Raw genomic sequence first — 13,080 nt, forward strand, 5'->3', positions numbered from 1 at the left:
ACGCTCTTCCTCGCGTGTCCGGCCGCGGCGCTGTGGTGTCCGGCCCGGGTCAGGTTCTGCGCTTGTTGCCGCGGACGGACTGCCAGACCATGTCTCCGACGCCGACGACGGCCACGGCACCGATCAGCTGGAGCAGATGGCGGATCCAGTCGATGCCCTTGGTGTCCTCGACACCGATCCAGCCGGCCACGGCATTACCGATGATGCTTCCGAGAATGCCGAAGACGGCCGTCAGCCAGAGCGGGATGTCCTGCTTGCCCGGCAGGATCGCCCGTGCGATCACACCGAGCACCAGGCCCACGATGATTGCCCACAACCAGCTCATTTCGCCTCCTCGTACGGCGCGGAGTGCGCGTCCGCCCAGTCTTGGCCGCCCCTCCCGGGGCCGCACTCCGGTCAGAGCCATCCGGGTGGGCCGGCGGTGGGGCGCGCCCCGGTCTCCGGTCCGGCGCGGGCCCGGCGTACCGTGGATGCGGCCCGGTCCCGGAGCGTCCGGCACAGAGATCTGGTGGTGGAACACATACTGCGGAAGAGTGACGAGGTCTTCCGGATCACGGGGGCCCGGCAGGGTCTGGCCGACGATGTGCGGGGCAGACAGCGGCGCTATGTGATCTCGATGTCCGTGCGTACGGTGTCGGTGGTGCTGGCCGCGGTGCTGTGGAACGTGGAGCGGCATGTCGCGATCGTGGCGCTGGTGCTGGGAGTGCTGCTGCCGTACGTGGCGGTGGTCATCGCCAACGCGGGCCGGGAGAACGTCCCTTCGCTTCCGTCGACGTACATCTCGGCGCCGATGCGGCCCGCCGTGGAGGCGGCTCCGGGGGCAGGCCGCGCGGAGTCGGCGGGGGCCGAGGGGCGGGCCGGGCGGACGCCACCGTCACAGGAGCACGCCTGAGCCCGTGTGTCCCGCGAAGCCCGGGGAAAGCTCAGGAAAAGCTCAGATCAATCATGACGTTCCGGTGCACCGCACCCCGGTGCCCATGACATACTTCGAGTGCGCTCCGCATCCCCCGTCGGAGCGACGGACCGACGCCGGGCAGCTCCCCCCGTGGCTGCTCGGCGTCGCCTTTTCTCCGGCCGGGGATGCGTCGGTCAGCGCGTACAGCACCTGACTTAGGCTGGTCCCGTGATCTTTCCCGAGACGTCCGCCGAGAGTGCCGCCGGTGCCCCCATCTGTTCCGCCAAGGGCTGCCGGGCCGACGCGGTGTGGGTGCTCGCCTGGAACAACCCCAAGCTGCACACGCCCGAGCGGCGCAAGACCTGGCTGGCCTGTGACGAACACCGGGAGCATCTGTCGCAGTTCCTGGGGGTACGCGGGTTCCTCAAGGACGTCGTGGCGCTGAAGGACTGGGAGTCCGGGAGCGGATCCCAGGGGGAGTCCGGGTCCGGAGCCTGAGGGCCTGAGGGCCTGCCGTCAGCCGCCGATCGCCGACATCGGGCGGTCGGGCTGGAGGAAGGACGGGTCGTCCAGTCCGGAGCCCGCCTTCTTGCCCCACATGGCGACCTTCCAGAGCCGGGCGATCTCCGCGTCCGGCGCGTCCGAGCGCAGGGCGGCGCGCAGGTCGGTCTCCTCGCGGGCGAAGAGGCAGGTGCGGATCTGGCCGTCGGCGGTGAGCCGGGTGCGGTCGCAGGCGCCGCAGAACGGGCGGGTGACCGAGGCGATCACCCCGACGCGGTGCGGGCCGCCGTCGACGGTCCAGCGCTCGGCGGGGGCGGAGCCGCGGGCCTCGTCGTCCTCGGCGGTGAGGGTGAAGCGGGTGCGCAGCGAGGCGAGGATGTCTCCCGCGGTGATCATGCCGTCGCGCTTCCAGCCGTGCTGGGCGTCCAGGGGCATCTGCTCGATGAAGCGGAGCTCGTAGTCGTGGGCGACGGCCCAGGCCAGCAGCTCGGGGGCCTCGTCGTCGTTGAGTCCCGGCATCAGGACGGAGTTGACCTTCACCGGGGTGAGGCCGGCCTCGCGGGCGGCTTCGAGCCCTTCCAGCACGTCCTTGTGGCGGTCGCGGCGGGTGAGGGTCTTGAAGACGTCGGGGCGCAGGGTGTCCAGCGAGACGTTGACCCGGTCGAGGCCTGCGGCCTTGAGGGCGGCGGCGGTCCGCTTGAGGCCGATGCCGTTGGTCGTGAGCGACATACGGGGGCGCGGGGTGAGCGCCGCGCACTGCTCGACGATGGAGACGAGGCCGGGGCGGAGCAGGGGCTCCCCGCCGGTGAAGCGGACCTCGGTGATGCCGAGCGAGGTCACCGCGATGCGGATCAGGCGCACGATCTCGTCGTCGGAGAGCAGCTGGCTCTTCCCGAGCCACTGAAGGCCCTCTTCGGGCATGCAGTAGGTGCACCGCAGATTGCACTTGTCGGTCAGTGACACGCGCAGGTCGGTGGCGACCCTGTCATAGGTGTCGATGAGCACGGTGGCTCCCCTCCCCCGGTGGTGTCGTCGGTACGGTCGATCTCTTCCGAGCCTACGTGAGACCGGTGACATCGCAGGGGCCCGTTTGCCACGAGGTGCGGCCGGGCCGCGTCGTAGGACTCTACGACGCGGCCCGGACCGCACAGTGGGTGATGAGCCGAACGGCTCGGTGAATTCCTTCTCTCAGTGCGCTCCGGTGCCGGTGAGGGACTTGACCTCCAGCTCGGCGTACTTGTCCGTGTCGGGCTTCTCCTTGGAGATGAGGGAGCCGACCCAGCCGAGCAGGAAGCCGAGCGGGATCGAGATCAGGCCGGGGTTCTCCAGCGGGAACCAGGCGAAGTCGACGCTCGGGAACATCGACGTCGGCTTGGAGGAGACGACCGGCGAGAAGAGCACCAGGAGGACGGAGGAGGAGAGTCCTCCGTAGATGGACCAGAGGGCCCCCTGGGTGGTGAACCGCTTCCAGAAGAGGCTGTAGAGGATCGTCGGCAGGTTGGCGGAGGCGGCGACCGCGAAGGCGAGGGCCACCAGACCGGCCACATTCAGGTCGCGGGCGAGCGCTCCCAGCGCGATCGAGACGACACCGATGGCGACGGTGGCCCACCGTGCGGCGCGGACCTCCTCCTTCTCGGTGGCCTGTCCCTTGCGGATCACGTTGGCGTAGATGTCGTGCGCGAAGGAAGAGGAGGAGGCGAGGGTGAGTCCGGCGACGACGGCCAGGATGGTGGCGAAGGCGACGGCGGAGATCACCGCGAGGAGGATGGCGCCGCCGGTGGATCCGGAGCCGCCGCCGATCTCCAGGGCGGCGAGTGGCGCCGCCGTGTTGCCCGCCTTGTTCGAGGCGACGATGTCGTCGGGGTTGAGGATCGCGGCGGCGCCGAAGCCGAGCACGATCGTCATCAGGTAGAAGGCGCCGATGATGCCGATCGCCCAGTTCACGGACTTACGGGCGGCCTTGGCGGTGGGCACGGTGTAGAAGCGGATCAGGATGTGCGGCAGGCCCGCGGTGCCGAGGACCAGGGCGAGGCCGAGCGAGATGAAGTCCAGCTTGGAGATGCCGGAGACGCCGTACTTCAGGCCGGGCTCCAGGAAGGCGGCGCCCTTGCCGCTGTTGCTGGCGGCGGTGCCGAGCAGGTCGGAGATGTTGAAGTTGAACTTCAGCAGGATCAGGAAGGTGATGAGCAGGGTGCCCGCGATGAGCAGGACGGCCTTGACCATCTGCACCCAGGTGGTGCCCTTCATGCCGCCGATGGTGACGTACAGGATCATCAGCACGCCGACCAGGGCGACGATGACGATCTTCCCGAAGTCGCTGGTGATGCCGAGCAGCAGCGAGACGAGGACGCCGGCCCCGGCCATCTGGGCCAGCAGGTAGAAGATCGAGACGACGATGGTGGACGTGCCGGCGGCGGTGCGCACGGGGCGCTGGCGCATCCGGTAGGCGAGGACGTCACCCATCGTGTAGCGGCCGGAGTTGCGCAGGGGTTCGGCGACCAGGAGCAGGGCGACGAGCCAGGCGACGAGGAAGCCGATGGAGTAGAGGAAGCCGTCGTAGCCGAAGAGGGCGATGGCGCCCGCGATACCGAGGAAGGACGCGGCGGACATGTAGTCGCCGGAGACCGCGAGCCCGTTCTGGAATCCGGTGAACTGGCGGCCGCCCGCGTAGAAGTCGGCGGCGCTCTTGGTCTGACGGCCCGCCCATACGGTGATGAAGAGGGTCGCCACGACGAAGGCGGCGAACAGGGTGATGATCAGCGGCCGGTGCTCGCCCGCGCTGTCGGCGGCGAGCTGGACGGTGGGGTGCAGGGCGTGGGCGGCGCTCATGCGTCGGCCTCCATACGGGACTTGATCGCTTCGGCCTTCGGGTCGAGCTTGGTGGCGGCGTGCCGGGAGTAGAGCCAGGCGATGAGGAAGGTGGTGGCGAACTGGGCGAGGCCGAGGACGAGCGCCATGTTGATGTTGCCGAGGATCTTGGTGCCCATGAAGTCGCCCGCGTAGCTGCAGAGCAGGACGTAGAGCAGGTACCAGGTGACGAAGGCGACGGTGAGCGGGAAGGCGAAGGAGCGGAACGAGCGGCGCAGGTCGGCGAACTCGGCACTCGCCTGCACCGCGTTGTACGCCTCGGTGGTGGGCTGGGCAGGGCTGGTGTCGACACGGCCCTCGGGCGGCGGTGCATCGGTAGCCACGGAATCTCCTCGCGACGCGGGTGCGGTGGTCTGGGGGACGGCGGGTGTCATGGGGAGGCCTCGCTTACCGGGGGGGTGATGTGCCTCCTGGACAACGGCACGGAGGGCGCGACGAAGCGGTTCACGCGATCTTTCGCCTTCTCGGCCTCATGCCCGGTGACCGGAAACCGGCCCCGGTGGCCGGAAGTCACCCGTACGCATTCGGCCGCACAGGTGCACTCTTCGAACTCACTTGCCCCGAATCGTTGATGCGCCGGGAAGATCAGCGATAGCTTCACTCGTCATGTACGCGACCGGACACGCCCGGTGTCCGGTCGACCGGCACGGATGATGTGGAGACCCCATGGCTCATCTGGCACCGAGGCGGACCCGCGCGGCCCATCCGGTATCGAGGCGGACCCGCGCGCTCGCGCTGCCCGTCGGACTCGCGCTCGTCGCCTCGCTCGGCTTCCTGCCCGTGGCGACGGCCACGGCCGCGCCCATCGGCGCCCCGGCCGCCGCGACCCCGCGGACCGACGGCCCGAAGCTGAGTTACGTCGTCAACACCGGCACCGGCCGCGCGGCCGTCCAGCAGGTGGAGAAGGCCGTCAAGCAGGCCGGTGGCACGGTCGTCATCTCGTACGACCGGATCGGCGTGATCGTCGCCCACTCGCAGAACCCGGCCTTCGGGGAGACGATCCGGGGCGTACGGGGTGTGGAGTCGGCCGGTGCGACCCGGACCAACCCGATCGTGCCGCAGGCCACGAAGGACGTCGGTGCCATAGCGCAGCCGCTGACCGAGGCCCAGGCGGCCGCGGCGGCGGCAGCGGCGACGGCGGACGAGGACCCGCTGGAGCCGCTCCAGTGGTCGCTGCCCGCGATCAAGGCGGACAAGGCGCACCAGAAGTCGCTGGGCTCGAAGAAGGTGACGGTCGCCGTCATCGACACGGGCGTCGACGACACCCACCCGGACCTGGCGCCCAATTTCGACCGGGCCGCCTCCGCCAACTGCGTCACGGGCGCTCCGGACACCACCGCCGGCTCCTGGCGTCCGGCGGCGGGCGAGAGCGACCACGGCACGCATGTGGCGGGCACCATCGCCGCCGCGAAGAACGGCTTCGGGGTGACCGGTGTGGCGCCGGGCGTGAAGGTCTCCGGCATCAAAGTCTCCACCCCGGACGGCTACTTCTACACCGAGGCCGTCGTCTGCGGCTTCCTCTGGGCGGCCGAGCAGGGCGTCGACGTGACGAACAACAGCTACTACACCGACCCGTGGCTGTTCGCCTGCAAGAACGACCCGGACCAGGGCGCCCTGGTGGAGTCGCTCACCCGTGCCGTCAAGTACGCCGAGCGCAAGGGCACGGTCCACGTGGCCGCCGCGGGCAACGCCCGCCACGACCTGTCGTCCCGCTCGATCGTGGACCGGACCAGCCCGAACGACTCCGAGACGGTCACCCGGACCATCGACCCGCGCGTCTGCCCCGACATCCCGACCATGCTGCCGGGGGTCGTGACGGTCTCCTCGACGGGAGCCAAGGGCCTGAAGTCCTCGTTCTCCAACTACGGCAAGGGCATCATCGACGTGGCGGCCCCGGGCGGTGACTCGACGGTCTTCCAGACCCCCGAGCCGCCGGCCGTCAACGGGCTGATCCTCTCCACGCTGCCGGGCGGCCGGTTCGGCTACAAGGCCGGTACGTCGATGGCGTCCCCGCACGTCGCGGGCGTCGTGGCCCTGATCAAGTCCCGCCACCCCTACGCCTCTCCGGCCGCGGTGAAGGTGCTGCTGGGCCTCCAGGCGGACGCGAAGGCGTGCGGTGCGCCGTACGACATCGACGGCGACGGGACCGTCGACGCGGTCTGCGAGGGCACGAAGCTCTACAACGGCTTCTACGGGGCCGGAGTGGTGGACGCGCTGGACGCGGTCCGCTGGTAGGCGCGTGACGGAGCGGTGAGCGAGGGCCCCCGGGGGGGGTGTTCCCTCCCGGGCCCTCGCCATGAGCGGCCGGACCCACACCGCCGACAGGGGGTCCGGGTGCCATAGGGGCCCGTTCCACCGTCGCGGTCTGCGCACTGGCGGCGGAGCTGGCCGCGCGGCGGACCGGCGGCCCGGTCCCCGGTGACACCCCCGGGCGGTGGCCCGGCCGAGTGGCCGAGCCCGCCGGGGCACCTCGGTGCGGACGCTCCCCGGTGGCGTACGGCCGCTACGGCGTGACGGGCGGGGAGGCAGCCCGTGCCCTCGCCCCGAGCACACCGAGGGCCAGCAGGAGCTGTGCGGCGATGTAGGTGAGCATCACCCAGAAGTCGGGGGCGGGCAGTCGCGGCCACTCGGCGATGCCGGTGGCGATCAGGGCGTCGGAGAGCAGGAAGAGCGCCCCGCCGGCCGCCGCGTACCGGCCGAGGACACCGGCCCGCCACGCCATCGCGGTGAGCAGCAGGCTGTACCCGGCCACCGGAACGCGCAGCTCCGCCGGGAGGTCGGACCAGATCAGGACGAGGAAGACGGCGAGGACGAGGACGTACGCGATCGCCGTGGCCAGGGACGCGGGGGCCCGGTCCCGGCCGAAGAGCGTCAGATAGCAGACATGGCCGAAGGCGAAGGAGCCCATCCCGAGGAGGAACGCGAGGTCGTTGTCGGCGAGCAGGAACACATCACCGCCCCACCCGAACAACAGGGCGACGACCAGCAGCCGGGGCCCGCCCCGGACGGCGGTGTACCCGGCGAGCAGCGGCATCAGCAGCGGCTTGGCGACCAGGTGGACGGTGTCGAGACCGGCGAGGAGCCCGGCCAGGTCGACGGCGGCGACCAGGAGGAAGGCCACGAGGAGGGGCCGGGCGAACCGACCGGCCCCCGCCGTCTCCGGTCCGCCCGGACGAGTGGGGCGGGACGCGGTGGCGCTCATCGGGTGTGCTCCGGGGTGGTGGCCTGAGTGGGTACGGGAGCGGGTGCGGGAGCTTCGGCAGGTACGGGGGTGGGTGCTTCGCCGGATACAGGTACCGCCCCCCGCTTCGGCGCGGGCTGCCACCCCGGCCCCCGGAAGACCCGCCCGGCGCGCTCGCTCCAGCTCCCGGCCGCCCGGATGTCCCGGGCGATGGCGGCGTACTCGTGGGTGGCCACGCGCAGCGGGTTGTGGGTGGAGATGTTCTTGGTGAGCCCGTAGACGGGCCGCTCGGTCTCGGCCGCGAAGGAGCCGAACATCCGGTCCCAGATGATCAGGATCCCGCCGTAGTTGCGGTCCAGGTAGCTGCCCTGCGAGGCGTGGTGGACGCGGTGGTGGGAGGGCGTGTTCAGGACGTACTCGAAGGGGCGCGGAAGCTTGCCGACCCGTTCGGTGTGGACCCAGAACTGGTAGACGAGGTTGGCCGACTGGCAGAACGCGAGCGCCGCCGGATGCACACCGCAGGCGATCAGCGGCAGGTAGAAGGGCCAGACGGTGGCGGAGGTCCAGGGCTGGCGCAGCGCGGTGGTGAGGTTGAACTTCCGGCTGGAGTGGTGGACCACATGGCAGGCCCACAGGATCCGGATGACGTGGTGGCCCCGGTGGGACCAGTAGTAGAAGAAGTCCTGGGCCAGGAGCATCAGCAGGACCGTCCACCACAGCACGGGCACCCGCAGCGGCGTCAGCTCGTAGACCCCCATGTAGATGGCGAGGACGGGGATCTTCCACAGCAGGTCGAACCCGAGGCTGCCGAGCCCCATGGTGAGGCTGGTCGCGGCGTCCTTGGTGTCGTACCCGGCGGCGTCCTTGTCCGGGTGGAGGCGGTAGCTGACCATCTCGATCACGGTGAGCAGCACGAAGGCCGGTATTGACCACAGCACGACATCGGGCAGGTTCGGCTCCATGCGAGCACCGTAGGGCCGCCGGTCGATGAGGGCTAGACGTTGTTACCCACAAGTATGCGAGACCTGTTGTCAGCAGTCTTTGGCACCTTCTGCCAAGGGAGCGGCCGTAGGATCTGCGGAACGTGTGCCGTCGAGGGGGAGGAACGCACGTGTCCGGTACGGAAGTTGCCCTGCTTCGGCTGGCCACGACGGTGATCGGCGCGGCGGCCAAGGCGTTGCTGACCCCGAGACCGGGCGCGGGCCTGGTCCCGGACCCGGTCCGTCCGCTCCCCCGCCCGGCAAAGCCGGACCGGCTGGCGAAGGTGCTGGCAGGGCGGATGGACGGCTCCTACGCGGGCCTCCCCGAGCACGAGCGGCTGGCCGCGCTCACCTCCGTACAGGACACGTTCGCGGCCGACGTCCCGGATACCGACCGGCTGTTCGCGCTGGAGCTGGACCCGGAGCGGCTGCGGGCGGAGCTGTCGGCCCCCGCCGCCGGGCTCTCGGAGCGCGCCCGCGAGCTGTACGAGGACCTCCTCGGCCGCTGCTGCGCGCATCTGGTGGAGCAGCTGACCGCCCACCCGACGTTCACGGCGCGGGCGGCGGTGGAGCAGGTCCGGTCGGCGGGGCGGGCGCGGGAGCTGGTGGAGGACGTACGGGCCCGGGTCGGCCCGCGCCCGGACGCGGCGGACCTGGAGTTCGAGGACCGGTACGCGGAGTTCGTGGCGGTGGCCAACAGCCGGGTGGAGCTGTTCGGGCTGACACTGGGGAGGTCGGCGGGCGGGTGGCCGCTGGAGACGGCGTACATCGGCCTGGAGGTCAGCGGGGAGTACGGGACTGCGGATTTGCTGGGTCTGGGGCACCCGGTCCGGACGACGGTCAGGATCGAGCAGGCTCTCGGTGAGCGGGACCGGCTGCTGCTGCGCGGACCGGCCGGTTCCGGCAAGAGCACGCTGGTGCAGTGGCTGGCGCTGAACGCGGCGCGGCAGTCATTCGGGGATGAGCTGGCCGGCTGGAACCGGTGCGTCCCCTTCGTGCTGCGCCTGCGTGCCTTCACGGCCCTCGATGTGCTGCCCGCGCCGGAGGAGTTCCTGCGGGCTGCCGGGGTTCCGCTGCACGGCTCGGCCCCGGCGGGGTGGGCGGACCGGCTGATGCGGCAGGGCCGGGCGCTGGTGCTGGTGGACGGGGTCGACGAGGTGCCGGAGCGGCTGCGCAAGCGCACGGAGCGTTGGCTGAAGGATCTGATCGTCGCGTATCCCCAGGCCAAGTACGTGGTGACGACCCGCCCCTCCGCCGTCCCCGAGAGCTGGTTGTCCGGCTCCGGCTTCGAGCCTCACACTCTGCTGGCGATGAAGCAGGAGGACGTTCGCGCCTTCGTCAGCCACTGGCACCGGGCGGCCCGCTCGGGGTGCCGGTCCGACGCAGAGCGCGCCGAGCTGGACCGTTACGAGAGCGCGCTCCGCCGCGCGGTCGGCACCCGCCGGGACCTGGGGCTGCTCGCGACGAACCCGCTGATGTGCGCCCTGCTCTGCGCGCTGAACCGGGACCGGCGGATGCAGCTGCCCCGGGCCCGCAAGGAGCTGTACGACGCGGCGCTCGACATGTTGCTGGTCCGGCGCGACACGGAACGCGAGATCGTCGGGGTGGAGGGCGTCGACCTGACCCGCGAGGAGCAGACGGCCCTGCTGCAACACCTCGCGTACTGGCTGATCCGGAACGGGCTGGCCGAGGCCGGGCAGGACGAGGCGGTGGCCATGATCGCGGACTGGATGCGGGCCATGTCGCAGGTCCGGGGCGCCCCTGACCAGGTCTTCACGCACCTCCTCAACCGCAGCGGCCTCCTGCGCGAACCGGCCCCGGGCTCGGTGGGGTTCGTCCACCGGACGTTCCAGGACTACCTGGGCGCGAAGGCGGCGGTGGAGGCCCGCGACTTCGGCGTCCTGGTCCGCCACGCGCACGAGGACCAGTGGGACGACGTGGTGCAGATGGCGGTGGGGCACGCCCGGCCGGACGAGCGGGCGGTGCTGTTGCGGGGGTTGCTGAAGCGCGCGGACGCGGAGCCGGAGCACGGGCACCGGCTGGTGCTGCTGGCGGCGGGGAGCCTGGCCCATGCGCCGGAGCTCGATCCTGGGGTGCGGGGGGAGGTGGAGGGGCGGACGGCGGGGCTGTTGCCGCCGGAGAGCCAGGAGTCCATCGACCAGTTGGCCCAGGTGGGCGATCTGGCGGTGGAACTGCTGGCGTCGATGGTGGAGGAGTTGACGGAGCGGGAAGCGGCGGCGGTCGTGCGGACGGCGACGACCGTGGGCAGCGAATCGGCGTACGAACTCGTCAAGCAATTCCGGGACGACACCCGCTATCAGGTTGCTCAGCAAATCTCCGTCTCGTGGCAGCACTTCGACGCGGACCTCTTCGCACGGGAGGTCATGGTCGCCCGGAGATGGGACGACGCCTACGTCATGGTCACGACGTCCGCACAGCTCTCCGCACTCCGGCACATCCCGTATGCCCAGAACGTGCAGGTACTGGGCGACCACCCCGACCTCTCCGCGCTGTGGTCCCGGCCGGAGACGAAACGGGTGTCCGTCTTCCATAACGATGAACTCATCGACCTCCAGCCGTTGTCCCGGATGCCTCAGGTCACCCACATCTACCTGTATCGCTGCGCGACAGTTCAGGACATCGCTCCCCTGGTGCGGCCAGGGCTGAAGCGGCTCTCCTTCGTCGGCCTTCACGCGGCACTCGATCTCGCGCCGTTGGGCGATATGCCAGACCTCGATTACCTGACGCTCGGCCATGCCACGGAGGAGCTACCCGTCTGCGAGCAGGTGACCTACCTCTGTCTGCTGCGCGAATCCGCATGCCTGCCGCTGACAAACCTCGGCAGTCGCTTCCCGCGCCTCGAACGCCTGGAGCTCTACGCCCCGGCCCACATGGAACAGCTCGACTCCGCAGCATCACTGTTCGGACTGGCCCAGCTGAACCTCAGCATCATGAACCGCGTCGACCTGCGCCGGCTGGCGCCCCTCAACCGCCTGAACGAGCTGGTCCTGAACAACTGCGACCCGACCGATCTCGCTCCGCTGGCCGTCCTCCCCGCTCTCACCACCCTTGCCATCCACGGAGACGAGGGCACTCACGACCTCACCCCCCTCGCCGCCTGCGAGAACCTGACGATCCACCTGGCCCACGGCACCCACGCCACCGGCACCCACCTCTTCCCCCCGGAGCGCATCGTCCACATCCCCTGACCCACCCCGGGGACCACCGAATAGGGGACTGTCAGTCGCGGCCCGTATTCTCTGTGACCATGCTCGACGACCGCCAGACAGCCGCACCGTGGCCGACCGCCTACCCCCAGGGGTACGCGGTCGTCGACGTGGAGACCACCGGCCTCGCCCGCGACGACCGGATAGTGTCCGCCGCCGTCTACCGGCTGGACGCCCTGGGCAATGTCGAGGACCACTGGTACACGCTGGTGAATCCGCAGCGGGACCCCGGTCCCGTCTGGATCCACGGGCTGACGAGCGATGTGCTGGAAGGCGCGCCGCTCTTCCCGGAGGTGGCCGAGGAGCTGTCGGCGCGGCTCGCGGACCGGGTGCTCGTCGCGCACAACGCGGCGTTCGACTGGTCGATGATCGCCCGGGAGTACGCCCGGGCCTCGGTGATCGCCCCCGTCGAGCAGCGGCTCTGCACGATCGCGCTCGCCAAGGAGCTGCGGCTGCCGCTGCCCAACCACAAGCTGGCCTCGCTCGCCGCCCACTTCGGCGTCGTACAGCAGCACGCCCACCACGCCCTGGACGACGCCCGGGTGCTGGCCGAGGCGTTCCGGCCGAGTCTGCACGCGGCGGCCCGGGGCGGGGTGCGGCTGCCGTTGCTGGAGTGCCGGCCGCTGACCGAGTGGTCCGACTCCCCCGTCACCCCGCGCGTCGGGTATCAGCCCGCGCGGCAGCCGAACAGCTGGCGGCCCTCGCGGAAGCGGCCGGCCTGCCCGTATCCCAATCCGGGGCGGTACGAGAAGGAGAAGCCGCTCCAGCAGGGGATGCGGGTGGCGTTCTCCGGGGACACCTCGGTCGACCGGGAGCTGCTGGAGGACCGGGCGGTGGAGGCGGGTCTGCACGTGGCGACCAGTGTGTCGCGGCTGACCAGTCTGCTGGTGACCAACGACCCGGACGCGGCGACGTCCAAGACGCAGAAGGCCACGGCGTTCGGGACACCGATCGTCGACGAGAGCGCCTTCACCCATCTGCTGCGCGATGTGGCCCCCGCCGACCGGGGCACACCGGGGTCGGTGCCGCCGCAGGCCACCCCGTCATCGGAGTGAACCGGGCGCGACTCGCCCCGCGCCCGCTCGCCCGGCGCCGCCGGGCGTCCCACCCTGTGGCGCATGGCACGTTGTGAGGTTTGCGGAAACGACTACGGCATGTCCTTCGAGGTGCACGCACAGGGTGCGGTGCACGTCTTCGACTGCTTCTCCTGCGCCATCCACCGCATGGCGCCGATCTGCGAGCACTGCCGGGTCCAGGTGATCGGGCAGGGCGTCGAGGCCGACGGGCACTGGTACTGCGGCGCCCACTGCGCCCGCGCCGAGGGGAAGGCGGGCATCGTGGACAAAGTATGAGGAGAACCACCACTGCCGGGCAGCCCCGGCACCCACCCCTGAGTGCCGCACCCCATGACCCCGGTTGTACGGTCAT

12 protein-coding genes are annotated in these 13,080 nt (G+C 70.7%); 6 read left to right on the forward strand and 6 right to left on the reverse strand.

The features are described 5' to 3' along the window. Positions 1-49 precede the first annotated feature (49 nt). Positions 50-325 (reverse strand): GlsB/YeaQ/YmgE family stress response membrane protein, encoded by a 276-nt coding sequence (locus ACFW9Z_RS31985; RefSeq protein WP_384646294.1) that lies wholly within the window; start codon positions 323-325, stop codon positions 50-52. A 195-nt stretch (positions 326-520) separates the two neighbouring features. Between ACFW9Z_RS31985 and ACFW9Z_RS31990 the strand changes: the two genes are divergently transcribed. Next, on the forward strand, positions 521-892 hold the full coding sequence (locus tag ACFW9Z_RS31990; protein ID WP_384646408.1) for a DUF3099 domain-containing protein: 372 nt from the start codon (positions 521-523) through the stop codon (positions 890-892). Between the two features lie 231 nt (positions 893-1,123). Further along, on the forward strand, positions 1,124-1,393 hold the full coding sequence (locus tag ACFW9Z_RS31995; protein ID WP_384646296.1) for a hypothetical protein: 270 nt from the start codon (positions 1,124-1,126) through the stop codon (positions 1,391-1,393). Between the two features lie 18 nt (positions 1,394-1,411). Here ACFW9Z_RS31995 and moaA read toward each other — a convergent pair whose 3' ends face one another. From moaA to ACFW9Z_RS32010, 3 genes are all read right to left on the reverse strand, one after another. After that, positions 1,412-2,401, reverse strand: coding sequence for a GTP 3',8-cyclase MoaA (moaA, locus tag ACFW9Z_RS32000; RefSeq protein WP_384646298.1), 990 nt, complete (start codon positions 2,399-2,401; stop codon positions 1,412-1,414). A gap of 183 nt (positions 2,402-2,584) precedes the next feature. Beyond that, positions 2,585-4,225 (reverse strand): cation acetate symporter, encoded by a 1,641-nt coding sequence (locus ACFW9Z_RS32005; RefSeq protein ID WP_384646300.1) that lies wholly within the window; start codon positions 4,223-4,225, stop codon positions 2,585-2,587. Then, on the reverse strand, positions 4,222-4,587 hold the full coding sequence (locus tag ACFW9Z_RS32010; RefSeq protein WP_384646303.1) for a DUF485 domain-containing protein: 366 nt from the start codon (positions 4,585-4,587) through the stop codon (positions 4,222-4,224). Before ACFW9Z_RS32010 ends, ACFW9Z_RS32005 begins: the two co-directional genes overlap by 4 nt. A gap of 343 nt (positions 4,588-4,930) precedes the next feature. On the opposite strand from ACFW9Z_RS32010, the gene ACFW9Z_RS32015 reads away from it, so the two are divergent. Continuing rightward, positions 4,931-6,499: a S8 family serine peptidase gene (locus ACFW9Z_RS32015; RefSeq protein WP_384646305.1), complete on the forward strand. Its 1,569-nt coding sequence runs from the start codon at positions 4,931-4,933 to the stop codon at positions 6,497-6,499. Positions 6,500-6,767: 268 nt separating this feature from the next. On the opposite strand, the gene ACFW9Z_RS32020 is transcribed toward ACFW9Z_RS32015, so the two are convergent. Then, positions 6,768-7,466, reverse strand: a complete 699-nt coding sequence (locus ACFW9Z_RS32020) for a lysoplasmalogenase (RefSeq protein ID WP_384646307.1) — start codon at positions 7,464-7,466, stop codon at positions 6,768-6,770. After that, entirely contained in the window at positions 7,463-8,407 is a 945-nt protein-coding gene (locus ACFW9Z_RS32025) for a sterol desaturase family protein (RefSeq protein WP_384646310.1), read from the reverse strand. The genes ACFW9Z_RS32020 and ACFW9Z_RS32025 overlap by 4 nt, the downstream gene beginning before the upstream one ends. Positions 8,408-8,556: 149 nt before the next feature. Here ACFW9Z_RS32025 and ACFW9Z_RS32030 point away from each other — a divergent pair, with 149 nt between their 5' ends. From ACFW9Z_RS32030 to ACFW9Z_RS32040, 3 genes are all read left to right on the forward strand, one after another. Further along, positions 8,557-11,634, forward strand: a complete 3,078-nt coding sequence (locus ACFW9Z_RS32030; protein ID WP_384646312.1) for an NACHT domain-containing protein — start codon at positions 8,557-8,559, stop codon at positions 11,632-11,634. A gap of 53 nt (positions 11,635-11,687) precedes the next feature. Beyond that, positions 11,688-12,707, forward strand: coding sequence for a DEDDh family exonuclease (locus ACFW9Z_RS32035; protein ID WP_384646315.1), 1,020 nt, complete (start codon positions 11,688-11,690; stop codon positions 12,705-12,707). A gap of 63 nt (positions 12,708-12,770) precedes the next feature. Beyond that, complete coding sequence (locus ACFW9Z_RS32040) at positions 12,771-13,004, forward strand: hypothetical protein (protein ID WP_006123591.1); 234 nt, start codon at positions 12,771-12,773, stop codon at positions 13,002-13,004. Positions 13,005-13,080: the final 76 nt, after the last annotated feature.

It is taken from the genome of Streptomyces sp. NPDC059452 (assembly GCF_042750035.1).
In the GTDB taxonomy this organism is placed as follows: Bacteria; Actinomycetota; Actinomycetes; order Streptomycetales; family Streptomycetaceae; genus Streptomyces.

Coding starts and splice junctions, on each gene's coding strand:
- ACFW9Z_RS31985 (WP_384646294.1), bottom strand. CDS start 325: ATGAGCTGGTTGTGGGCAATCATCGTGGGCCTGGTGCTCGGTGTGATC.
- ACFW9Z_RS32005 (WP_384646300.1), bottom strand. CDS start 4,225: ATGAGCGCCGCCCACGCCCTGCACCCCACCGTCCAGCTCGCCGCCGAC.
- ACFW9Z_RS32015 (WP_384646305.1), top strand. CDS start 4,931: ATGGCTCATCTGGCACCGAGGCGGACCCGCGCGGCCCATCCGGTATCG.
- ACFW9Z_RS32020 (WP_384646307.1), bottom strand. CDS start 7,466: ATGAGCGCCACCGCGTCCCGCCCCACTCGTCCGGGCGGACCGGAGACG.
- ACFW9Z_RS32025 (WP_384646310.1), bottom strand. CDS start 8,407: ATGGAGCCGAACCTGCCCGATGTCGTGCTGTGGTCAATACCGGCCTTC.
- ACFW9Z_RS32040 (WP_006123591.1), top strand. CDS start 12,771: ATGGCACGTTGTGAGGTTTGCGGAAACGACTACGGCATGTCCTTCGAG.